Below are 23,808 nucleotides of genomic sequence, written 5' to 3'. Positions count from 1 at the left end.
ATTTTAGTTTTTATGTAAATAGGGATATAAGTTTGAGTTGGAGGAAATGGAGTGACGATGATTAAAAATGAGAAAGATATCATTCAACTGATTAAAGAAGACGAATGGATGATGGATATATTAAGGGCAGTAAAGTCGTTGAATTTGCCTGATTGGTGGGTCTGTGCTGGATTTGTTCGTTCAAAAATATGGGATGTGTTACATGGTTTTAAAGAAAGGACTCCTATTCCAGATATTGATGTGATCTATTTTGATGATACCAATATGGAAGAATTAGAAGAAAAGAAGTTAGAAATTAGGTTAGGAAATATTCTTCCTGACGTTCCTTGGTCAGTGAAAAATGAGGCAAGGATGCACGTTGTCAATAACATTCCTCCGTATTCATCTTCTGTAGATGCGATATCAAAGTTTCCGGAAACAGCAACGTCTTTAGGTGTAAAATTAGATGAAAGAGATGACATCATCTTGGTTGCTCCTTGGGGAGTAGATGATGTCATTAACTTGGAAGTAAAACCGACACCCTATTTTAAAAAGTCAAAAGAACTATCAAAGATTTACGAAGAACGGATAACGAAAAAGAACTGGAAAGATATTTGGTATAAGGTTAACGTTTTTCATATTGAAAATTCTTATTAAACTATTCTGAAAATTAATATGTCCATTCTTCCGATGGCGCCCCGTATAGATGCGGTATGATTTTCGCCTTTCGTAGAAGAACAGTGTGGTGCCGTGAAATACGGCATGAGCGGCTACGGGCAGGATAGTAGAATTATATAACTGTAGGTATAGGGAAGGTAAAACAATAGAAGAGGATGATTATTTTGTCTTTTAGGGAGCGATTTGCAAATATTGACGGACAAATGGGCTTGCATTGGGCAACCTTATTGCTCTTAAATAAAAAGGCATTATTTCACTCTTTATTGGTAGTGTTGCACATACGGTATTTCCGGCAGCGACAGCAAGTCAATATATCGAAATAAGAATGCTAAAAGTGAGTTGATTTCGTAAGACCATGCATGTTCGCTGTTTCAATTGGAAATCATGATCGTGTCTACTCTTTAGAATTTTTTACATAAAATGTGTATTATTTTTAAGACAGTGGATTTTTATGTGCATTTGAATGTAAATTACTTCTTAACGATATTGGGAGAAATACTGCAACGAATGGAAGATCCTTATGCGAAGTATAGTATTGCCTTGCCTGGCATACAGCAATTTCTCAAGCTATGGGATCGGCTACCATTATTAGCGAAAATGAGAACAGCATTGTTTGTGGATGAAATGGTGAGTTGACAGAGGTTATCTGATTAAAATGACTCTATTTTTATTTAATGGTAAAAATGCGGGATAGCCATTCAGATTTATAAATCACTATTCCAATAGAAAGTAACCTCTTCTTGGTCGTATGCAATTAAGATATACTTATTCAAAATAGAAAAGAGCCTTACTTGAAAATAACGGCTCTTTTGTATATTATTCTGGAATATATATTTTTTGTAGGGGCAACAACGATCTTGTTTCGCTTGGCATTTTATCGTACCACTGGACAATTAGTTTTACTAATTCTTCTAAATCAATGAGCTTGACATTGTGCTGCTTTCCTATATTTTCAGCAGCTGCTGTAAATCCTCCAGTTGATACAAATATACTGTTGGCATCAATTGGGTGAGCTCCTAACAGCTGTTGAATCTCAGGGCCTGATGAAGACGATTTGCGATGTTTTACCTGTACCTTAATAATCGGTTTTTCGAAACCAAATGCATCTTTATGAGCTAAAATGTCGACTCCTCTATCGGGACCTTTTTTACTGACTTTCACATTATATCCCATGGCTCGCAACAATCCAGCGACTAATTCTTGCATTTGCCACGGGTCTAATTTGTCAACTTTATCTTGAATCATGGTCAATGCTTTTTGAACAAAATCATTTTTGATGACTTCCTCTTCGCTATTTTCTGGTTCACTTGTTGTCTGTTCTTTACCAGTTAATAGGCTTTCCAATTCATCTCCCCAATTGTCTACACGAAAAACCGTAAGCGTAGAGCCAAGGGAATTTTTCGCTTCTTGTGATAATTGGTCACGAGGAATTTGCTTCTTTTCCCATTTTACATGGATTACATTTGGATAATGTTTATCTACAATTGTTTCATTATATTCGTGCTCTTTGGTAACGATCCCTACCAAGTATTCACGTTTATCTTTAGCATATGTAATGATTCTATCTCCTGCTTTAATTTCATGGCTAAATCTCCACACTTGGCTTGCCCAAATAATCCTCGTAGCAGGTTTCTCTTCTTCATAAATTTCGTGGGATTTCTGAATCAAAGCTTCTCTAGTTGGATAGTTTTTTGGATTTCCAAAATCCGCCCATCCTACCGAAGCAACTCCTTTTTGTTTCCAAACAGGAATAAGCTCATTACGATCTCCAGCACGTACCATCCACCAATTCATGATTAACTCCCATCCTTTATAAAAATTGGAGAGATAAAATATCTCCACTTTATTTTTTGTAATGCGTCATCGCTAACGCCAGCATTTGCTGGGGTGTTTCACTATTTGGATTTTGGAGACTATACTTGCCCGCAAAAAGTGTTAGTGGCAATTAAGAATTGTAGTGTTTGGCAATTAAGGATATGCATAATTTATTGCATATTCACCGCTTTACATGGAGTGGCGGGTATGATAGGCTTATATGCCTTGCAAAGTCCTGTGGCTTGCCCCCTTTGCCAGAAAGCATGCCCGCAGAGGCTCCATGTCAAGCGACAACAGGTATGAAATTTTATACAGATCATTGAATATTCTTATTTGCCATTTCATGCATTTTTTAATTGCCAAAAACACGCAAAAGTATGGCATTTTACATCTTCTTTGTTAATATAATTCAACGGCTTGGCTGGTACCGTCAAGAATTTTGTGTAATGCAAGATAGTAGGGGTTTCTGAAATGGATTTGGAATGGATAGTGAACGATTTTCCTTCACACAGGAGACGGAATATTCGTTTCTTGTGTGGAAAGAAAGAATCCTCTTCTGCTAATTTACATTATTTGGTTAACAATAACGTTCTTCCGACATTCGTTGAAGGGCTTCCTGCGCTCCGACAAATCCTCGTAACTTTCGACCTGCCCATTTCTCGTAAAATCTTGAATGGGCAAATAGACGACTTTTTCAGTTGCTTTTTGTTTCTTCACGCATGATTAGCTCCAATTTTTCCTTTGCAAACTGGCGAATCTCACTTTCCATTTGATTGACCCAGTCTACATTCGGCATGCTTTTAGATATAGGTAGGGTACTCCTTTCTCTGGAATGTTTTGTTTCAGAGAATACCCTGCCTTTTTCTTTTGATCTTGCAAAATATTTACACACAAAACTTTGTATATCATCAACGCCATCAATAATAAAAATTTAAAGATTAAAAAATAAAATTTTTAAAATCAATATCTCGAATCTATATTAAATTTAAAAAGAAAGCGTTTACATATTTTTTATAGGAGGAAATGGTATATGTCAGAAGCAAAAACAGTTGAAAAGTTTTCTGAATGGAGAAAAATGCCTATTGGTGGTGTATGGAAATATGGATCTAGCAATAGAGAATGTGTTGTGACAAATCCATACAATAACGAAGTGCTTGTCACCTTTAACTATGCTAGCAAAGAAGATATCAATGAAGCGTATGAAACAGCACAAAAAGCTCAAAAAAGTTGGGGGCAAACCTCCGCGTATGAACGTATTCGTGTTTTAGAAAAAGTTGCGCAACTCATTGAGGAAAAAAGAGAAGAGATTGTTGAAATTCTCGTGAAAGAATCTGGGAGTACAAAATTAAAAGCAAATATTGAGGTGGATTGTGCCATTGCGGATGTAAAAAAAGCAGCAACATATCCATTACAAATGGAAGGCTCTATTCGTGAATCTCTCATTCCCGGAAAAGAAAACCGTGTTTATCGCGAGCCAATTGGAGTCGTAGGAGCCATCACGCCTTGGAACTGGCCATTCTATTTAACCATTCGCGTCGTCGCTCCAGCGATTGCAACAGGAAATGGCGTGGTGCTGAAACCGGATCATCAAACACCGGTTTCCGGTGGACTCATTATCGCGAAAATTTTTGAAGAAGCTGGGCTTCCACAAGGTGTGTTAAATGTAACAGTGGCTGACCTTGAAGAAATCGGCGATTACTTTGTCGAGCACCCAATTCCTGAAGTTATTTCTTTCACTGGATCAACAAAAGCAGGGCAGCATGTTGGGGCATTAGCTGTTAAAAATCTGAAAAAACCTGCACTTGAATTAGGGGGAAATAATGCCTTTATCGTACTTGATGATGCCGATGTGGATCAAGCTGTATCTGCAGCAGCATTTGGTAAATATATGCATTCAGGTCAAATATGTATTGCGATTAATCGGATTATCATTGATCGGAAACTTTATAAACCGTTTGTAGAAAAATTCAAAGAAGCCACTAAGGCCATAAAAGTTGGGAACCCGTCCGAAGATGACACAGTTATTGGCCCGCTAATTAATAAAAAGCAAGTGGACCGAGCTATTCAGTTAGTAGAGCAAACAATTAAAGAAGGGGCAACATTAATTCATGAAGGAAAAGTGGAAGGGAACTTGATTTATCCATATATTCTAGGTGATGTGACAAATGATATGGCAGCTGCCCAAAATGAAGTGTTTGCCCCTATTGCGGTCATCATTCCTGTTGATAGTGAGGAAGAAGCGATTGAAGTGGCCAATGGAACTCCATTTGGATTAAGTGGGGCTGTATTCTCTTGCTCATTAGAACGGGGCATTCATGTAGCGAGAAAAATTAAAACAGGTATGATTCACGTAAACGACCAATCGATCAATGTAGAACCAAATGTTCCGTTTGGCGGAGAAAAATATTCAGGTTTAGGACGTTACTGTGGTGAATGGGCTATTGAGGAATTTACGACCGTTAAATGGGTGTCTGTTCAAAAACAACCTCGTCAATATCCATTTTCATAATAGTCATATTATGAAAAATTGTCCCCTTTGGCATCGTGTGCGGGCCATTTCTGCATGATGCTAAAGGGTTTCCTTTTGTCAAGATGAATTTGCTCCTGCGTTTTTGAAATGGGGTGTATTGATTATCTATGATCAAATCCAACAGCAAATAGCTGCATGCAGTATCAAAATTATTATCGTTCCCTTGCCATAATTATATTTAAAGGGGGATGCTAAAGGAGCAAAAAGCTGATAATAGAACATGAATTAAGCTATGCGAATGGTCAAGGTGTGTATTATGCTAAGGATATCTTACAAAAATTAAAATTACTTGGTAGACAAGGCCAACAGACAGCTGAAGGCTTTTCTGGCAAACTCAGAAAAGCCTTTTGTTTATCTAGAAACTATTCACAAATGAAATTTTCTTTTTGTAAGGGTATGTTATGTTGTTGGTGGTTTTGGGAAAAAGAAAAACACCTACAATTGAGTTCCGGAAATTGTGCAAAAAGAGAAAATGGCAAAAGCGATTATGGTTTCCAGTGATCCAAGTTTACTGGACTGAGAGGGAAATTTTGCGCAATAATAGGGATGCGCTCCTTCCTGCGATAAGAAAGAGCAGTTAATGGAATTCCAATTCCTGTCAACGGAATAATCCATTTTGCGCCAAAAGAGAATGTTTCTGCGTCTCATTACATGCCAATTTTGGACAAGGTTATATTTTCGAAAAATGTGTATCTTTAAAGTGAGTGGGATATTTTAGACCGTATCCTAATAATCTGTCCATTCCTATATGAGCGGTCCAAATGAGTCCCGCAATGATGCTTAAATCGCTGTGAGTGATAATCCCCCATGCTAAGGGCAGCGCAGATGTTACGTATGTATGGAACAAATTATAAAACAGTGTGCCGATTTTGACATTGATGAAATATCCTAACATCGATATATCGGGAAGCAAGAGAAAAAGGAGGAATAGCCCCCATCCATAGTCATATGTGGAATAAAAATACATGCAAAATAATAAAACAAACAAACCTTCTAATTGCAATATAACTCTGTTCACTAAATACCTCTCCTTTCATTCCATTCGGCAGCTATAACTTCTGCCAATTAACTTCATATTCCTGCTCCAAATTCAGATGAATTTTACACATAATTGCCCGTTAACTTAATAAGGAATGCTTTTTTATAAAAATATATAAATAAGGTAAATAGTTATATTTTTGTACAAAAAATCATAATAATGGGATTTTTCTATCGACTTGTCCATAGCATGCAATTTGTTGTTTTAAAGTAGGATATTTTTCCTATTATAAATATAACTCCTAAGACCGATATTAAACATGTGCAAAATACTATTTAATAATAAAATTTTTGCAATGAAATGACAAAAAATGGGCAGGGGACCAAAATTAATGGAAGGTCGTGGCACCAACAACTTTCCTATAGTACCAGGAATATCCTTCATGATTATGTGAAGGAGGGATCGTTTGAGAAAAGGTGGATTTTTTATAATAACATACTTTTTTATTAGAAAATTCTGTGATAATGATTTGATATCACTTGGAAGATAAACAATGTTTGCGGAAAACCCTTGCTTTCAAATGTATGATGATATGTTCACTTAAGATGGAGAGGGAGTAATTGTATGAGCGTAAAGGTTAAAATGAATGGACTTTTCGGTATTTCGTTTGTTTTGCCGACTATTCTTTTATTAATTTATTTTGCGAGTCATTCTTTTCATTGGCTGATTGGGACTGCCATCTTATTTTCCTTTATTTCTATTTTAGTTACAGCTGTTCTTTTTAACCGAAAGTTTCCGTTTGAATCAAAGCAGATTCATACAGACGATCCGGATCTAGCGAATGCAAATGGCGAAACGGTGGATGCCTTTAAAAATCTTGAAAGTGATATCGAAGAATTAAAGAATTTTTTGCAAACACTTTGCGAGCGTATCGAAAATGTATCAAAAATTGCGGCGGGAATTTTGGAAGGTGCCAACATGCAATCGGAAAATGTAGAAAAAAGCAGCGAAGCTATGATGGACATTTCATCCGGCATCCAACAAATCGCCACGAATGCCGAAAACGTATCCAATATGTCAACTACAACCTTACAGGCCGTTACGGACGGGTTCGAGTCAATGGAGACGGTAATTCGTCAGATGGAATCAATTCACCAAAGGGTGGAAAATCTTTCGAATGTTATTACCGATTTGTCTAAGTATTCCCGGGAAATTGGAAATATAGTCAATACGATTACACAAATTTCCAATCAAACTAACTTATTGGCATTAAACGCCGCTATTGAGGCAGCACGTGCTGGGGAGCATGGAAAAGGTTTTGCGGTGGTCGCCGATGAAGTAAGAAAACTATCCGAAGAGGCGGCTGTCTCAACGAATCAAATTAGTGAAATTGTTTCATCCATTCAAGAAAATATTTCAAAATCAGTCGAATATATGAACGAAGGAAAAGCGGAAGTGACAAACGGCATTCGCATCGTAAACGAAGCAAAACGCGCTTTTGCAGTCATTCAATCAAACATGGACAATGTTTCGCAACAAATCATCGAAGTTTCCGCTGCCGTTCAGCAGCTTTCAGCCGGTTCGGAAGAGATTAAAAAAATGACGGAGTTTACAAAAAATGTGCAAAGTATGGGGGTAGAAAAAATCCATCATATGAACAAGCTTTTCGATGAATTCACGGCAATGGCGAACTCGAGCCTTGCGTTGGCACAACGTTTGTATCAAAAAGTAAACGGGGAAGGAGACGTTTCATGAATAACCAATTGTTCATTGAAGCGGCATTACGCTCAAAGTTATACCAAAAAAAGTTAAAAAATATCAATCTGGAAGATTGGAATAATATACCTTTTACGACAAAAAAAGATCTTAGAAATGCAGATACATATGATATGCTAGGTGTGCCTCTGCATCAGGTTGCCGCTTATCATGAGACGAGCGGAACAACTGGCACTCCAACTCCAAGCTGGTACAGCCGCAAAGATATCGAACAGGGAGTTCAGATCATTCTTCAATCTCCGTTGCAGCTAAATGAAAATGATATCGTCTTAAACCGTTTCCCTTTCGCGTTAGCCATTCCTTCTTTTATGGTGTATGAAACGACGCAAAAAGTGGGGGCTGGCCATATCGGTGCCGATAAAGCAAGCATGGTCACTCCTGATCGGCGGGTTGTAGAAATTATGGAACGGACACATCCTACTATTTTGGCGTTGCTTCCATCTGAAGCGGAAAAGTTATACCATGTCGGCATGCAAATGGGGGTCCGTTTTCCTACGAAAGGACTGCGGGCATTGCTTTTAGCTGGAGAACTCATTTCACCAGCAAGAAAAAAATACATTGAACAATTATGGGGAGTTCCGGTTTATGGACTTTTTGGAAGCACGGAAACGGGCGGATTATTTGTGACATGTGAAAACGGACATTACCATCTTGACAATCCAAACGTAAAAATTGAGGTAGTAGATGATTTTGGAAAGCCTGTTGAAAATGGCGAGAAAGGAAATTGCGTGATTTCCACGGCAAGGGAGGGCATGCCGCTCCTGCGCTACGCCAATCAAGATATCGTCCAAATAGTTGATGGCTCGCAATGCAGCTGCCAAAAAAACGAACCAATTTTGCTTCACTACGGTCGCAAAGAAGACGTGATACAATATCAAAACAAATCGATCACTTTCCATGAATTGCAAGAGGCGGTTTATACGCTTCATAAAGTCCCGTTTATGTGGAAAATCAGAGTTGCGAGTGACCGAGTGCAATTTTTATGCCAATTCATTGAGTCCGTAGATGAAATGACAATTTCAAGCATAAAATATGAATTAACGGGAAAATTAGGTATTGATATCGATGTGCAACCAACAGTGATTATTCCGGTGGAAAAGCTTACTGAGAAACCTGCCTACGCAAAATATGCGTACATTGAACGCGAAAGCGAAGTGTTTGTCAAATAGAAATAAATCAAAAATCAGCAATTGACAAGGGTGTCCCAAAAGTGAGGGGACACCCTTCTGTGTACTGGGTGTTTTATTGGAAAAATAAAAGGTACGGAGATTTGCAGAAAAGTTGGTTTGTAGCAATGTTGCATGGAGTAGTCGGAGCAACGGCTTTGTTAGAAGAAGCAAGCCTTTGGATATTGCTTGCTTTTTCATTACACCGCCATAGGCTCTCAAGTTGCCATTCTTTGCCGTAGGCGTTACGGTTGAGACGAAACGACCTTTTGCGCCACTCCTCTTTTTGTTCATATAGGGGAACCTTAAAAAAGTAGTTGACAAGGAATCAGGATTTCGCCGGTGCGGGGAAAATAAAGCAATAAAATGTGGATGCCACTTGATTGTGAAAGCGATTCGGATAATAATGGAGATAGTGTTGTCTGTCTGCAAAAGCGAGCCAAGGCAGAGTATCGCTTTGTAGTTCGTGTGCAACGAACATGATAGAGAAAAACGTAAAAGCGACAGCCGGAATGGCCTGGCCGGTTTTATTTCCGCTGGTCAGCTATCGAGGGAAACGCGAATGGATATGGAATTTTGAGTTTAATTGTATTAAAAATCTAGCATTTGTATCCAAGCGGGGAAATCGGATGGATGGAGATAAATGCCGTTTAGAGCGGCGGTATGTTGCGCTCGGATGTTAGGACATTCTTCCATTCCGGCTGACCAGCGGGCAGCGGAATCGGAAGACGTGTGGAAGTAAGGCAGGGATTGACGGCATACAAAGCGGTCATGCATCGCCCTGTGCTGCTGCTTGGCTCGCTGGAGCGACGACAATAGCACTGCTGCTTGATAGCACAGGTGACAAAAAAGATAAGTTCATCAAAGTAAATCAGCAGAAAAAAGCAAAGAGGGAAAAGCGATGTACGAAAATAATATGGTGTATCAAGAATTAGTGAGAATTTGTGGGGAAGAAAACGTGCTGCGGGATGAACCGTTGAAATATCATACGTTAGTTAAAATTGGCGGAAAGGCGGATTTCCTCGTCTGGCCGAAAACATATGAACAGGTGATCGAAATCGTCCGGTTAAAAGAAAAGTATCACCTCCCTTTCACGCTGCTTGGCAACGGTTCGAACGTCATCGTGCGTGACGGTGGCATTCGCGGCATTGTCGTGCAGTTAAAGCATCTTACAGAAATCAAAGCGGAAGGAGAAAAAATTATCGCGCAAAGCGGCGCCGATATTAAAGCAGTTTCTCGGTTTGCGCTGGAACATAGCTTAACGGGTCTTGAATTTGCGTGCGGCATTCCCGGCTCCGTCGGCGGCGCGATTATGATGAATGCGGGCGCTTACGGCGGGGAAATAAAAGATGTGATTGATCATGTAAAGGTCGTTACACAAACGGGAGAACAGAAAATTTTGCGAAAAGACGATTTGCAGCTCGGCTATCGCACGAGCATCATTAGCCAGACGAACGATATTGTGCTGGAGGCGGTATTCCAGCTTAAAAAAGGAGACCCGCAAAAAATTAAAGAAAAAATGGACGATTTAACATTCCGGCGCGAATCAAAACAGCCGCTCGAATATCCATCTGTCGGCAGCGTATTTAAACGCCCTCCTGGATACTTTGCGGGCAAGCTCATTCAAGACAGCGGCCTGCAAGGAAAAGGAGTCGGAGGGGCGGAAGTATCGACGAAGCACGCAGGTTTTATTATTAATAAAAATAATGCCACCGCCTCCGACTATATTGCGACGATTGAAATGGTGCGGAAAACGGTGAAAGAGAAATTCGGCGTCGATCTGGAGTTAGAGGTGAAAATTATCGGGGAGGATATAAAACAGTAACGGCAATGCAGCCGGGACTTGCCAACGAGTTCAAGAAATAAAATCTTCCCGAATAACCATTGGCGCGACATAATTTTGGGCGGCAACTTATGGATCTTTTCATTTTTTGATACATTTCGCGCATTCCGTTTTTCCGGTTTTTTGCCTATTCATTTGCAAGGAAGCAATTGTGCAAATTGGCAAATAGGCTGTCATTTTGTTATAATGAAGTCTGAAATGAATTAGGCGATGGGGTTCGCCGCAATTGCCTTTACGGCTGATGACTCCTACCAGTAATCCCTATTGGTAGGAGTTTGTTTTTTGTACGAATAGGAAAGAGGAAGGTGGTTAGGTGGTTGATTATGTGATTGTCGGTCTCGCTGGAATTGTTGGTGCGTTGCTTCGCTATTATTTAGGTTTGTTGGTGAGCGGCTGGTGGAACGGGTCGTTTCCTTTGGCGACATTGCTTGCGAATATGATCGGCTGCTTTGCATTAGGATGTTTGAACGCTTGTTTGCCGCGTTTGCGCAATATTCCTTCTTACGTAGCGACAGGGCTAGGAACAGGGTTAATCGGTTCGTTTACGACTTTTTCTACGTTCAGCGTCGAAACGGTCGAGTTGCTGCGTACATCCCATTGGGGGACGGCGTTGGTTTATGTTTTTCTTAGTATGTGCGGAGGATTGTTGATGGCATGGTGCGGATTTCGTCTCGGACGTAACGGCTTGCGTGTGCAAAACAAGGTAGCAAAGTGAGGAGGGGAGCCCATGTTATGGAATAGCGCGCTTGTGGCGATCGGCGGATTTTTCGGAGCAATGGCGCGCTTTGGCATCAGCAAATGGATGAAACAAAAATATCCTTCTTCTTTTCCGTTCGCTACATTATTAATCAATTTAATCGGTTCTTTTTTGCTTGGGTATATTGTCGGAAAAGGATGGAACGCTTCTTGGAACCTTCTTTTCGGAACGGGATTTATGGGGGCGTTTACGACTTTTTCGACATTCAAGATAGAAAGCATTACTTTTTATATTCATAAGCAATGGAAATCGTTTGTTTTATACCTTGCATTAAGCTATCTATTCGGCCTTCTTCTTGCTTTTCTTGGCATGAAAACGGCAAATGTGTAAAAATGCTGGGATGGGGCGATCCCGCCAATGGGGATGACAAATGCGTAGCAGTTGGTAGAAGGATATATGCAAAAACGACTCTCTTTACTTATTGTCTAGCGTTATATTTTTTTGTAATATCACAAGTATGGATGGAGAGATAGAGAATGCCAGCTTATCATGACCGTACAAACGATATCGTCGATCTTTGTCTGTTAGCGGGAAAAATTATGCTCGAAAGCGGTGGGGAAACATATCGCGTGGAAGATACAATGATGCGTATTGCTGCTTCATTTGGCATTCCCCGTTCACACAGTTATGTCACGCCGACGGGAATCATTTTTTCGATTGATCGGATGAATTCCACGCAGTTTATCCGAATTGTGGAACGTTCGACAGATCTGCATAAAGTCGCGCTTGTGAATCACATTTCCCGCCGTATCAGCAATGGAGAGCTGTCGCTCGACGAGGCGTATAAACAGTTAAAGGAAGTGGAAAAACAAAAATTTTCCTACTCTTTTTGGCAGCAAGTCGCGGCAGCGGCGATTGCCAGTGGTTGTTTTGCTGTCATGTTTGGGGGATGGAACAACTTTTTTCCTTCACTTTTTGCCGGAGGAGCGGGATTTTATTGTTTTGAGATGATTCACCGCCTTGTGAAAATACGGTTTTTCGCTGAATTTTTTGCTTCGTTTATTGTGGGCGGATTGGCTATGATTCTCGTTGCGATCGGGTTAGGAGCGAATTTAGATAAAATTATTATTGGGTCTGTGATGCCGTTGGTGCCGGGACTAGTGATTACGAACGCTGTGCGCGATTTAATGGCAGGGCATTTTCTTGCTGGATTGTCCAAAGGTGCGGAAGCTTTTTTAACAGCGTTCGCGATTGGCACCGGCATTGCGCTGATTTTGTCGATTGGCTAATCTAAGGGGAATTGCGGATGATCGTGCAACAATTATTGACGAGTTTTATTGCTTCAGCAGCGTTTGGGATCATTTTTAACATTCCGAAGAGGCTGTTAATCAATTGCGGATTTGTCGGAATGGCTGGATGGATCATTTATTTTTTATTCGCCGAGCAGCGAATAGATGACGTTGTCGCTACGTTTATTGCCTCTTTTTTTGTGGCAATGATCAGCTCTATATTTGCAAGAATATACAAAACGCCGGTGACGATTTTCAGCGTCTCCGGAATTATTCCGCTCGTTCCAGGGGGCTTGGCGTATGAAGCAATGCGTCATGTCATTTTAAACGATTATAATATGGCGATATCGCTTGCCGCGAAAGCGTTTATGATTTCTGGAGCGATTGCCATGGGATTGGTTTTTTCTGAAGTAATTAACCAGCTCGTCAAGCAGAAGCGGAAATCCTAAACTTCTGGAAAAAAGAGGTTTAGGATTTTTTATAGCGCTGTTTTTATTCGTTAATAAACAAGCCTAGGTTGCAATTGTTTTTTTGAATATGATAATATGTGTAACAACAATTTTCGAAATGTTTGCGAATATTTCAGCGGGGGAGAGCGCAATGAGGAAAATGATTCATGCGATGAAGGAAGAATTATGGGAGATTTTTGATTATCTTCATCGCCATCCAGAAGTTAGCTGGGAAGAGTGGAAAACGACGCGGTTTATCGAACAGCAACTAATCCAAGAAGGATATCGTATCCAAACATTTCCCGATTGTCCGGGAGTGGTTGGGGAATTTGGCGGCGGATCGTTTACGGTCGGATTGCGCAGCGATATGGATGCGCTTTGGCAAGAAGTAGATGGAGTATGGCGAGCGAACCATGCGTGCGGGCATGATGCCCATATGACAATGGTATTAGGGGTTGCCAAACTGTTTAATCGCATCGGCTATCAGCCGCCCGGAACGTTGCGGCTTCTTTTTCAGCCAGCGGAAGAAAAAGGAACAGGCGCATTAAAATTTTTGGAAAAAGGAGTCGTCGATGATATTGACTTTTTGTATGGCGTTCATTTGCGGCCGGTTCAAGAAGTAAAAAGCGGTTATGCCGCTCCTGCGATTTTGCATGGAGCCGCGCAATGCATTGAAGGGGAAATTAAAGGAGTTGCCGCGCATGCGGCAAGGCCGCACCTCGGAGTCAATGTCATTGAAGTTGGAAGCGCGATTGTGCAGGAGTTAGGCAAAATTCATGTCGATCCACAAGTGCCGGCATCGATTAAAATGACGAGATTTCATGCAGGGGAAAAAAACGCGAACATCATCCCAGATTACGCCGAATTTGCGCTTGATTTGCGGGCGCAAACGAACGAGGCGATGGAACAGTTAGTGGAAGGGTTGAATCACGTCGTCAAAGGGGTAGCGTCTATTTATGATGCGGATATTCGGCTTCATGCAGGTGTTCGCGTTGCTGCCGCGCAGCCACACCCACAAGCACAACGGTTCATGGAGCGCGCTATTGTCGCCGTGTTAGGGGAAGAAAAATGTTTGCCGCCAATCGTTACTTCGGGGGGAGAGGACTTCCATTTTTATTCATGGATGAAACCGCAGTTAAAAACGACGATGCTTGGGCTTGGCTGCGATTTAATGCCAGGGCTGCATCATCCACAAATGACGTTTCGCCGCGAAGACTTATTGTCCGGTATTGAAATATTGGCAAGAGTCGTTATGGAAACGTTTGAGCATTTTGCATTGCAAGGAGAGACGGGAAGTGCGCGTTTCGCTACAAAAAATTGATACGATCGAACAACTGGAAGAAATGGCGCGGTTGGAAGCGGAAGTATGGGGAACGAGCCCGATCCCTACTCATCAAACATTGACAGCGGCAAAAAACGGCGGCATTATTATTGGTGCTTTTGTGGATGGAAAGATGGTCGGATTTGTGTATAGTTTTCCCGGATACCAAGACGGGCAAGTGTATCTTTGCTCGCATATGATGGGGATTGCCAAACCGTTCCGCGACCAAGGAATCGGTTATATGCTGAAAATGAAACAGGCGCAAGAAGCAATCAAAAAAGGATATCGTACAATTCGTTGGACGTACGATCCGCTGCAAAGCAGAAACGGCTATTTGAACATTGCCAAGTTAGGGGCGATTTGCTCGCAGTATGTTGAAAATTGTTACGGCAAGATGGATGATGCGTTGAATAAGCATTTACCGTCGGATCGTTTTGTTGTGGAGTGGTTATTGGAAAGCCGATATTTACAAGAAAGAAGCCGCTTTTTCTCTAAAATAGCGTGGTCGCCAGAGAATGTGGCGCTTCATTGGAAACAAAACAGCAACGGAGATCCAGTGCCGATCTACAAAGAAGAATTTGACCCTCATGACCGGCCGTTTTTGCTTGTTCCTGTTCCTCTACAGTTTCAGCGGCTCATCGAGGCAGATCATGAGCTAGCGCTGGATTGGCGCTATAAGACGCGTGACGTGTTTGTTCATCTTTTTCGGAAAGGATGGGCCGTTGCTCATATCGTTCGAAAAGATGATGAACCTGTTTTATATTATGTTTGCGTGAAACGCAACGAATTGCCGTTATAATCAGGGGGAATTTTTTATGGAAATAAAAGTGAAACGAGTCATATTGCGCCATTTGCAAATGGAACTAAAATCGCCGTTTACAACGAGCTTCGGTTCGTTTCAGAAAAAGGAATTTATTTTAGTCGAGGCGGTCGATGAAGACGGCGTGTCGGGATGGGGGGAATCGGTGGCTTTTCCTTCTCCTTGGTACAATGAAGAAACCGTCAAAACGAATTGGCATATAATAGAAGATTTTTTATTGCCGCTTTTATTTCAAGCACCAATTGCCCATCCGGAAGAGTTGCAGCAACGTTTTTCCATCATCCGCAAAAATCAAATGGCAAAAGCGGCGGTAGAAGGAGCGATATGGGATTTATTTGCAAAAAAACAAGAATTGCCGTTACATAAAGCGCTTGGCGGAAATAAGAACCGCATCGAAGTAGGCGTAAGCATCGGCATTCAAAAAAGCGTCGATGATTTATTGCGCATTGTCGAACGGTATGTGCAAGAAGGGTATCGGCGCATCAAAATAAAAATTAAACCTGGGTGGGATGTTGACGTTGTCCGCGAAATTCGCCGCCGTTTTCCGAACGTTCCGCTCATGGCCGACGCCAACTCCGCTTATTCGTTAGCGGATATCGATCGATTAAAGGAGTTAGATGAGTTTCAGCTAATGATGATCGAACAGCCGCTTGCTTTCGATGACATCGTGGATCATGCAACATTGCAGTCACAGATAAAGACGCCGGTCTGTTTGGATGAAAGCATTCATTCGGCGGAAGACGCAAGAAAAGCGATTCAGCTTGGCAGTTGTCAAATGATAAATATAAAAATCGGTCGTGTTGGAGGGTTGACAGAAGCGAAGCGTATACACGATATCTGTCAAGAGAACGACATTCCTGTCTGGTGCGGCGGCATGTTAGAAGCTGGTGTCGGCAGAGCGCACAATATTGCCATTACAACGCTCGACAATTTTACGTTGCCTGGTGATACTGCTGCTTCTTCTCATTACTGGGAAAAAGATATTATTATTCCGGAGGTCGTTGTCCGCAACGGAACGATAACAGTGCCGGAACAACCGGGGATTGGGTATGAAGTCGACAGACGGCAAGTAGATATTTATACTAGCTATGCTAAGGTGTACCGTCCTTAGTGTCTCATTCCGGCTTCGGAATTTTTTCAGGCTGTTTGCGCTTTAATGCATGATTGAGCTGTGACCGAGAAAGAAAATGAATGAGACACTTATGCAAGTTTTATAGCGGAAATCACGATAATCAAAGCGGCAGCAACGAAAAGCGGTGAAGAAACGCGGTGGAAAAAGGCTGGGCGGAAAGGATAAGATAACTCTTCCGCCAGCCTTTTTGCGTGGGGAAAGCAATAATCCATTCCGTTTAAACGCGTTAATTTGTTAATTCCTTTATTCCTGTATTCGCTTTCACAAGAATTTCATCAAATTTTTTGCTATCGGCTTTTTTCAAGGAAAGAAGCGTGCCGACGATCGATGCGATAAATCCTAATGGTATGGAAACGATGCCAGGGTTGGCAAGCTTAAAGAGCGGTTCACCGACAAGAATCGCTACTCCCGGTTCCGGCGCCCAAACGTTTGGGCTAAAGAACACGAGCAACAACGCACTGAATAGCCCGACGAGCATCCCCGCAATAGCACCTGTTGTATTAAAGCGGCGCCAGAAAATCGTTAATACAATAATCGGCAAATTGGCGCTTGCTGCAACAGCGAATGCCAATGAGACAAGGAAAGCGACATTCATTTTTTGAGCGAATAACGCTAAAAGAATGGACAAAATCGATACGCCGACAGAAGCCCAGCGCGCCGCAACCATCTGTTCTTTTTCCGTCGCTTGGCCGCGGCGAAGGATATGGCTGTAAAAGTCATGGGCAAATGCCGACGCGGCTGACAGCACGAGTCCTGCCACAACAGCTAAAATCGTAGCAAACGCGACTGCGGATATAAACGCGAATAGGAAATCGCCACCGAGCGCTTCTGCTAATAATGGGGCGGCCATGTTTCCGGCAGGGTTTGCGGCGACAATTTTGTCATAACCAACGAATGCTGCGGCGCCGAATCCTAAGAAAATCGTTAAGATGTAAAAAATGCCGATAATCCATGTCGCATGAACGACAGATTTGCGCGCCGCTGGCGCATCTTTTACTGTAAAGAAGCGGATTAAAATGTGCGGAAGTCCTGCTGTTCCTAGGATGAGTGCTAAATTCAACGATATCGTATCAAGCGGGTCTTTAAATTTATTGCCAGGGTTGAGGAACGCTTCACCGAGCGGCGTGGCTGTTTTTACTTCATTAAACATTTTGATGAGGCTGAAGTCAAATTTGGCAAAGACGATAATGGAAATGATAAACGTACCAACCATTAATAATACCGCTTTCACGATTTGGACCCAGCTTGTTGCCATCATGCCGCCGAAAACGACGTAAACGGTCATAAGTATGCCGACAATGAGGACAGAGTAAATGTAATCAATTCCTAATAATAGCTTAATAAGGCCTCCAGCACCGACAAGCTGAGCAATCATGTAGAAAATGGAGATGGCAATCGTATTAAGCGCTGCGACACCGCGCACTTTTTTGTCGTCGAATCGAGCGGCAATCATGTCAGCCATCGTATATTTTCCAAGGTTGCGCAGCGGCTCAGCGACAATGTAAAGAACGACTAAATATGCAACAAGGAAGCCGATGCTATAAAAGAAACCGTCAAAACCAGCCAATGCGATCATGCCGGCAATTCCTAAAAATGAAGCAGCGGACATATAGTCGCCGGCGATTGCTAACCCGTTTTGCCAGCTGGTTAAGCTGCTATCTGCTGTATAAAACTCGCTCGTTGTTCTTGTTCGCTTCGAAGCGAAGTAAGTGATGATAAGCGTTAGCACCACAATTATCAAAAAGAGGAAAAAGGCTAACCCGTGCATTTACATGTTTCCCCCTTCCTTCGCTTCTTGTTTAATTCGTTCAACGATTTCATCAAATTTTGCTGCGCGTTTAGAGTAAAGTGTACATAACGCCCACGTCATGACAAATTGCGCAAACGCGAATATCCATGCCCAGCTGATCGGACCGATTGCGGAAGAGTTTAACACGTTGGAATAGGACGTCAAAATTGGCAATGCAAAGTAAAAAACTAAGAAAAATAACGTGAATGGCAAAATGAAATTTTTCTTTTCGCGCATGAGATGCTGAAAGGACGAAGACTGAACAATTCGGCTATAATCCGTTACTGTACATTCTTCAAAAGAATGATCTTGTATCGCCATAAAAACTCCCTCCTTAATTTGTTGGATTTAGGTGGTAAATAAAAACAGCTCTCCTCCTTTCTTTGTTCATAAAATTGTCACAAATTTATTATATATTTATCTGAATAATTTGTAAATTATCAATTTTTGAACTTCGTTATTGATGTATAACTTCAATGCATCAAAGCAGAAAATTTTTTGTTGTTTTTATTATTTTCTAACTTTACAAACATTAGCGCATGGCGTAAAATCCATATTGTGCTCTTCAACAATTTTTTACAAAAAACGACAAGGGGAGACACCATATGAATTTGTTGCGAAAAAAGTCTGTACAAATGCTTTTGAATGAAGCTGGACAGAAAGGCGTTTCTTTAAAAAAAGATTTAGGAGCATTCGATTTAACGATGCTCGGCATTGGCGCTATTATCGGGACAGGAATTTTTGTATTGACGGGAGTCGCCGCTGCGGAACACGCCGGTCCTGCACTTGTCCTTTCTTTTATTCTTTCTGGCCTTGCTTGTGTTTTTGCGGCGCTTTGTTATGCGGAGTTCGCTTCGACAGTTCCGGTATCTGGTAGTGCTTACACATATAGTTATGCGGCGTTTGGAGAATTAATTGCTTGGATTTTAGGATGGGATTTAATTTTAGAATATGGAGTAGCTGCTTCCGCTGTAGCGGTTGGGTGGTCTGGTTATTTTCAAGGATTGCTTGCCGGATTTGGCATTGAGCTTCCAAAAGCGTTGACGAACGCATATAACCCGGAAAAGGGAACAATAATCGATTTGCCGGCAATTTTTATTACTCTTCTTATGGCATTTTTATTAAGTCTTGGCGTAAAAAAATCTGCCCGTTTTAATGCGATCATGGTGGTGATTAAAGTCGCTGTCGTATTGTTGTTCCTTGCTGTCGGCGTATGGTATGTGAAACCGGAAAACTGGTCGCCGTTTATGCCATTCGGATTTTCCGGAGTAGCGACCGGCGCTGCGACTGTTTTTTTTGCCTATATCGGTTTTGACGCGGTTTCGACGGCAGCAGAAGAAGTGCGCAACCCGCAGCGAAACATGCCAATCGGAATCATTGCTTCTTTATTTATTTGCACATTATTATATATTGCCGTTTCTCTCGTATTGACGGGAATTGTTCCTTATGAACAATTGAATGTAAAGAACCCAGTGGCTTTTGCGTTAAACTATATTAACCAAGATTGGGTTGCCGGCTTTATTTCGTTAGGAGCGATTGCCGGAATTACGACGGTATTGCTTGTCATGCTATACGGCCAAACGCGTTTATTTTATGCGGTCAGCCGTGATGGTTTGCTTCCAAAAGCATTTTCTAAAGTAAGTCCGACACGGCAAGTGCCGTATGTGAACACTTGGCTTACAGGGATGATCGTGGCGGTTTTCTCCGGGATTATCCCATTGAATAAACTGGCAGAGTTAACGAATATTGGAACACTGTTCGCCTTTATTACCGTTTCTATCGGTGTGCTCATTTTGCGCAAAACACAGCCTAATTTAAAACGTGCCTTTCGGGTTCCGATGGTTCCCGTCATTCCGTTGTTGGCGGTTGCGTTTTGCGGATATTTAGTTTTCCAGCTCCCAGCGATCACTTGGATCGGTTTTGTATCTTGGTTATTGATCGGTTTAGTTATTTACTTTGCATATGGACGTAAGCATAGCACGTTAAACGATATGAAAGAAACAACAACTGAAAAAGCAGGATGATTTTGTAAGGCACTCAAAAGGACCTTTGCTCTCAGTGGCGAAGGTCCTTTTTATTTATGAAATAATTAAATGTAATAAATTTCCGATTGAACGACCAACAAAAATTCGCTATGATGTACGAATGATATTCCAAGGGAGCGCTAGTTCGTCTCTTTGACAAATGGGGTGAAATCCATGTTCAGCATATTATTTTCGCTAAAAAAGGAGAGAACGATTGAACAGACGGTTAGCGAAATTCAACAAGGAAATAAAGCATTGCATAATCAATTGATTCAACAATATAAACCTTTTATTGCCAAAACTGTTTCCAGCGTGTGTAAACGATTTATTCATGAAGATGATGATGAATTAAGCATCGGGTTGATCGCGTTTAATGAAGCAATTGAAAAGTACGCGCCTCATAAAGGAGGTTCGTTTATTTCTTTTGCCGAATTACTGATTAAAAGGCGTTTAATTGATTATATTCGCAAGGAAGCAAAATGTAGGAACATTGTTTTACATACAGATGAAGATGAGGAAAATTCCGCGCAAACGTATTTAGATACGAAGTTGTCCATGGATGAATTTTATAAGCAGATAGAGCAGCAACAGCGCCGCGAGGAAATTATTCATTATCAACAAGTATTAAAAGAATTTGGTATTCATTTTCACGATCTTGTCGAGCAGTCTCCAAAACATAAAGACGCCCGATTAAACGCCATCAAAGTTGCCAAGTTATTGGTGGAAAACGAAGAGTTGCTGAAATGGCTTTTTCGGAAAAAACAATTACCGATTAAACAATTACAAAATATGGCCGAAGTGAGTCGCAAAACGATAGAGAGAAATAGAAAATATATTATTGCGGTGGCGATTATTTTAGCTGGGGATTATGTTTATTTAAAGGAATATATAAAAGGGGTGCTTCCATCGTGAAAAAAGGGATTGTATTGGAACTAGATGACGAATTTGTCACATTATTAACTCCTGATGGTGAGTTTATTCAAGTGAAAAAGGAAGGAAAATATGAAATAGGAGAAGAGATTGAAGCGAAGGCGGTACAAAAACCCAATGTTCGCCGCCGTTCACTTCGATACATAATAAGCTTTGTGGCGGCAGCGGTTCTTTTGATTGCAACGCTACTTCATTTTCCTTCCAATGAAGTGTACGCCTACATGTCCATTGATATTAATCCAAGCATTGAAATCGGGGTCAATGAGCAGTTAAAAGTTATAAAATTAAAGGCATACAACGAGGAAGGAAAAAAGATTGTTTCACAACTTGCGCATTGGCAGAAAAAAGCGTTTATTGATATTACCAAGGAAATTATCGAACTAAGCATGAAAAAAGGCTATTTGCAAAAAGGTGGGCAAGTATTGATTACAACGGTGGAGAGAAAACACCGTGCTGCATCTTCACGCGAACTTTCTACAGAATTGACGAAAATTCAACACTCGTATCAGCGGAAAAATATTGTTGTAAAGACGGAAGAAAGCACGATGGAAGTACGAAATGAAGCTGTAAAGAAAGGAATGACAACAGGAAAACTGCTGCAAATTGAACAGAAAACGAAATCAGTTTCGCCAAAGTCCATAAACATGAGAAAACAAGAAAAACCGCCGAAACAGGACGATAAACGGCAAATAAACAGTCATTTTCTCCCAGAAAAGAACGAAAAAAAATACAATAAGAACAACAGCAAGGAAGAGAACGAACAGCAGATGACCAGCCATTTATTGCAGAAGCGCGATGAACAAAGGCAGGAAGGGAATAGTAAGAATGAAAAGAAAGAATTGCAGAAGATTTACCATCCATCCATGGAAAAAGATGAACGAAGGCAAAACAAAAGCGACGATCATATACTTGGCAAAAATGTCGAAAAAAAACACCAACTGCATGATGATTTGAAACATCATCAAAAAAAGGAAAATAAACAGGACAAACATCACGGAAAACAAAACTATAATCAAGATAATTTCAAAAAATCACCAAAAGGCAAACAATACGGAAAAAAAAGGAAAATAGGCGATATTCATAAGCCGAGTAAATCTACTCGGCTTTGCGAACGATGCTATTCCGTTTTTTGAAAAGTAGATCCGGCCAGTTGGCTTTGTGCTTGGGAAACGAGCCGTTTTGTAATTTCGCCGCCGACAGAGCCGTTTGCCCGGGAAACTGTATTTGCCCCTAATTGAACGCCGAATTCTTGGGCGATTTCATATTTTATTTGGTCTAATGCCTGCTCGATTCCCGGAACAAGCAGTTTATTGCTTGATCTTGCCATTGTATTTTCCTCCTAACATAGTAAAATTGTTTGGCAAGGTTAGTATGTGTCAATCGAGAATTCTCTATAACGGAAGTTGATGAAGATTATGCTATTTTCTGCCATAATGTGCGCTTAAAAAATAATTGCAAACGTTTTCGGTTTAGGTTATAATTTAATCGACAAAGCATCCAAAACGTTTTGGAGGAAGGACTGTGACAACGATTAAGGATATCGCAAAAGCAGCTGGTGTTTCGATTACGACCGTTTCCCGTGCATTAAACGGTTATCCTGATGTGAACGAGAAAACAAGGCAAAAAATTATCGATATTGCCAAACAATTAAACTATAGTCCAAATACGCTTGCGCGCGGGCTTGTGATGAATAAATCCAAAACGATTGGCTTGCTTGTTTCCGGATTAACAAGAGAAAGTGCGAAGGATAATTTTACGTTTGAAGTGTTAGCTGGTGTCAATCAATATGTCAGCGAAGTGGATTATGACATGGTATTATTCAGCACCACTTCAACAAAACAACGTGAGAAAACATATACGCAGCTATGCCGGGAACGGAGAGTGGATGGGGCGATTTTGCAAGGGATTCGCAGCGATGATCCATATTTGCAAGAAGTTGTAGAAAGCGACATTCCGTGTGTTTTAATCGATATTCCAATTGAATCCGAGACGGTTGGATACGTGACGACGGACAATGTGCTAGGTGCGAAAAAGGCAGTTGAGCATTTAATATCGCTAGGGCATGAAAACATTGCAATGATCAACGGCTACAGATACGCGTTTGTGAGTGAGCAGAGATTGAAAGGGTACAAAGAGGCGTTATCCGAGGCAGGGGTACCAATTCATGAAGAATGGATTGCCGACGGGGCGTTTCGCGAAGACGTCGCAGAAGTTGAAGCGCTGCGGTTGTTAACAAAGTATCCATGTATATCTGCTTTTTTCTGCGCGAGTGACCTAATGGCATTGGGGGTAATGAAAGCGGTTAAACGAATTGGAAAACAAATACCGGATGATGTAGCGGTAATCGGTTACGATGATATTATTCTTGCTTCATATGCCACCCCTTCATTATCAACTGTTGCTCAAAATATATTTGCCATGGGATATGAAGCGGCCAAACTGCTGATTCAGATGCTTGAAGGAAAAGCGGAGTCTCATGTAAAAATTTTAGAAACAGAACTAAAGGTACGTGAATCTACGGTGAAAAACCACGGTTAATGTGGTTTTTCATTAACGTGTGACTGAAAACGTTTTGGATTGGATTAAACTTT

21 protein-coding genes, 2 pseudogenes and 1 riboswitch are annotated in these 23,808 nt (G+C 41.2%); of the genes and pseudogenes, 16 read left to right on the top strand and 7 right to left on the bottom strand.

The window, feature by feature from the left end; all coding sequences use genetic code 11:
- The first annotated feature begins 57 nt into the window (after positions 1–57).
- Positions 58–636, top strand: coding sequence for a nucleotidyltransferase family protein (locus MWM02_RS14560; protein WP_244403631.1), 579 nt, complete (start codon positions 58–60; stop codon positions 634–636).
- Positions 637–932: 296 nt separating this feature from the next.
- Here MWM02_RS14560 and MWM02_RS19685 read toward each other — a convergent pair.
- The 3 genes and pseudogenes from MWM02_RS19685 to MWM02_RS19495 form a co-directional block, all read right to left on the bottom strand.
- Positions 933–1,043 (bottom strand): annotated as a pseudogene (locus MWM02_RS19685) (ISNCY family transposase); the annotation flags it as partial.
- Positions 1,044–1,473: 430 nt separating this feature from the next.
- On the bottom strand, positions 1,474–2,454 hold the full coding sequence (locus tag MWM02_RS14555) for a restriction endonuclease (protein WP_244403630.1): 981 nt from the start codon (positions 2,452–2,454) through the stop codon (positions 1,474–1,476).
- A gap of 595 nt (positions 2,455–3,049) precedes the next feature.
- Positions 3,050–3,177, bottom strand: a pseudogene (locus tag MWM02_RS19495) (IS256 family transposase); the annotation flags it as partial.
- Positions 3,178–3,502: 325 nt separating this feature from the next.
- Here MWM02_RS19495 and MWM02_RS14550 point away from each other — a divergent pair.
- A complete protein-coding gene (locus MWM02_RS14550) occupies positions 3,503–4,981 on the top strand; it encodes an aldehyde dehydrogenase family protein (protein WP_244402301.1) in 1,479 nt (492 codons plus the stop codon).
- A gap of 691 nt (positions 4,982–5,672) precedes the next feature.
- Here MWM02_RS14550 and MWM02_RS14545 read toward each other — a convergent pair.
- A complete protein-coding gene (locus MWM02_RS14545) occupies positions 5,673–6,020 on the bottom strand; it encodes a DUF4260 domain-containing protein (protein WP_244402300.1) in 348 nt (115 codons plus the stop codon).
- A 585-nt stretch (positions 6,021–6,605) separates the two neighbouring features.
- On the opposite strand from MWM02_RS14545, the gene MWM02_RS14540 reads away from it, so the two are divergent.
- From MWM02_RS14540 to menC, 10 genes are all read left to right on the top strand, one after another.
- Positions 6,606–7,736, top strand: coding sequence for a methyl-accepting chemotaxis protein (locus MWM02_RS14540; protein WP_244402299.1), 1,131 nt, complete (start codon positions 6,606–6,608; stop codon positions 7,734–7,736).
- Positions 7,733–8,926 carry a phenylacetate--CoA ligase family protein gene (locus tag MWM02_RS14535; RefSeq protein ID WP_244402298.1) on the top strand — a complete coding sequence of 398 codons (1,194 nt, stop codon included), beginning with the start codon at positions 7,733–7,735 and terminating at the stop codon, positions 8,924–8,926. The genes MWM02_RS14540 and MWM02_RS14535 overlap by 4 nt, the downstream gene beginning before the upstream one ends.
- A gap of 898 nt (positions 8,927–9,824) precedes the next feature.
- Positions 9,825–10,748 (top strand): UDP-N-acetylmuramate dehydrogenase, encoded by a 924-nt coding sequence (gene murB, locus MWM02_RS14530; protein ID WP_244402297.1) that lies wholly within the window; start codon positions 9,825–9,827, stop codon positions 10,746–10,748.
- Between the two features lie 215 nt (positions 10,749–10,963).
- Positions 10,964–11,024: riboswitch (Fluoride riboswitch) on the top strand.
- Positions 11,025–11,079: 55 nt separating this feature from the next.
- The gene (gene crcB / locus MWM02_RS14525) at positions 11,080–11,481 is read left to right on the top strand and encodes a fluoride efflux transporter CrcB (RefSeq protein ID WP_244402296.1); all 402 of its coding nucleotides are present in this window, start codon (positions 11,080–11,082) and stop codon (positions 11,479–11,481) included.
- A gap of 12 nt (positions 11,482–11,493) precedes the next feature.
- On the top strand, positions 11,494–11,853 hold the full coding sequence (crcB, locus tag MWM02_RS14520; protein WP_244402295.1) for a fluoride efflux transporter CrcB: 360 nt from the start codon (positions 11,494–11,496) through the stop codon (positions 11,851–11,853).
- A 146-nt stretch (positions 11,854–11,999) separates the two neighbouring features.
- A complete protein-coding gene (locus MWM02_RS14515) occupies positions 12,000–12,752 on the top strand; it encodes a threonine/serine exporter family protein (RefSeq protein ID WP_064551256.1) in 753 nt (250 codons plus the stop codon).
- A 17-nt stretch (positions 12,753–12,769) separates the two neighbouring features.
- The gene (locus MWM02_RS14510; protein WP_064551255.1) at positions 12,770–13,201 is read left to right on the top strand and encodes a threonine/serine exporter family protein; all 432 of its coding nucleotides are present in this window, start codon (positions 12,770–12,772) and stop codon (positions 13,199–13,201) included.
- A gap of 151 nt (positions 13,202–13,352) precedes the next feature.
- Positions 13,353–14,522, top strand: a complete 1,170-nt coding sequence (locus MWM02_RS14505) for a M20 peptidase aminoacylase family protein (RefSeq protein ID WP_244402294.1) — start codon at positions 13,353–13,355, stop codon at positions 14,520–14,522.
- Positions 14,497–15,321 carry a GNAT family N-acetyltransferase gene (locus MWM02_RS14500; protein ID WP_244402293.1) on the top strand — a complete coding sequence of 275 codons (825 nt, stop codon included), beginning with the start codon at positions 14,497–14,499 and terminating at the stop codon, positions 15,319–15,321. The genes MWM02_RS14505 and MWM02_RS14500 overlap by 26 nt, the downstream gene beginning before the upstream one ends.
- Before the next feature lie 16 nt (positions 15,322–15,337).
- Complete coding sequence (menC, locus tag MWM02_RS14495) at positions 15,338–16,453, top strand: o-succinylbenzoate synthase (protein ID WP_244402292.1); 1,116 nt, start codon at positions 15,338–15,340, stop codon at positions 16,451–16,453.
- A 247-nt stretch (positions 16,454–16,700) separates the two neighbouring features.
- Here the strand turns inward: menC and MWM02_RS14490 are convergent, their stop codons facing one another.
- Together MWM02_RS14490 and MWM02_RS14485 are read right to left on the bottom strand one after the other, a co-directional pair.
- Positions 16,701–18,242, bottom strand: coding sequence for a solute symporter family protein (locus MWM02_RS14490; protein ID WP_244402291.1), 1,542 nt, complete (start codon positions 18,240–18,242; stop codon positions 16,701–16,703).
- Complete coding sequence (locus MWM02_RS14485) at positions 18,243–18,584, bottom strand: DUF485 domain-containing protein (RefSeq protein WP_244402290.1); 342 nt, start codon at positions 18,582–18,584, stop codon at positions 18,243–18,245.
- Between the two features lie 284 nt (positions 18,585–18,868).
- Here MWM02_RS14485 and bcaP point away from each other — a divergent pair, with 284 nt between their 5' ends.
- The 3 genes from bcaP (at position 18,869) to MWM02_RS14470 (ending at position 22,350) form a co-directional block, all read left to right on the top strand.
- On the top strand, positions 18,869–20,287 hold the full coding sequence (bcaP, locus tag MWM02_RS14480; RefSeq protein WP_064551249.1) for a branched-chain amino acid transporter BcaP: 1,419 nt from the start codon (positions 18,869–18,871) through the stop codon (positions 20,285–20,287).
- Positions 20,288–20,452: 165 nt separating this feature from the next.
- A complete protein-coding gene (gene sigI / locus MWM02_RS14475; protein ID WP_232509535.1) occupies positions 20,453–21,199 on the top strand; it encodes an RNA polymerase sigma factor SigI in 747 nt (248 codons plus the stop codon).
- A complete protein-coding gene (locus tag MWM02_RS14470) occupies positions 21,196–22,350 on the top strand; it encodes an anti-sigma factor domain-containing protein (protein WP_244402289.1) in 1,155 nt (384 codons plus the stop codon). The genes sigI and MWM02_RS14470 overlap by 4 nt, the downstream gene beginning before the upstream one ends.
- Here the strand turns inward: MWM02_RS14470 and MWM02_RS14465 are convergent.
- Positions 22,335–22,544, bottom strand: a complete 210-nt coding sequence (locus MWM02_RS14465; RefSeq protein WP_064551247.1) for an alpha/beta-type small acid-soluble spore protein — start codon at positions 22,542–22,544, stop codon at positions 22,335–22,337. The genes MWM02_RS14470 and MWM02_RS14465 overlap by 16 nt on opposite strands.
- A 194-nt stretch (positions 22,545–22,738) precedes the next feature.
- Between MWM02_RS14465 and MWM02_RS14460 the strand changes: the two genes are divergently transcribed.
- Positions 22,739–23,755, top strand: coding sequence for a LacI family DNA-binding transcriptional regulator (locus MWM02_RS14460; RefSeq protein ID WP_244402288.1), 1,017 nt, complete (start codon positions 22,739–22,741; stop codon positions 23,753–23,755).
- The last annotated feature ends 53 nt before the right edge of the window (positions 23,756–23,808 follow it).

It is taken from the genome of Parageobacillus sp. KH3-4 (genome assembly GCF_022846435.1).
In the GTDB taxonomy this organism is placed as follows: domain Bacteria; phylum Bacillota; class Bacilli; order Bacillales; family Anoxybacillaceae; genus Parageobacillus; species Parageobacillus thermoglucosidasius_A.
This window is presented reverse-complemented; position numbering and strand designations above follow the sequence as displayed.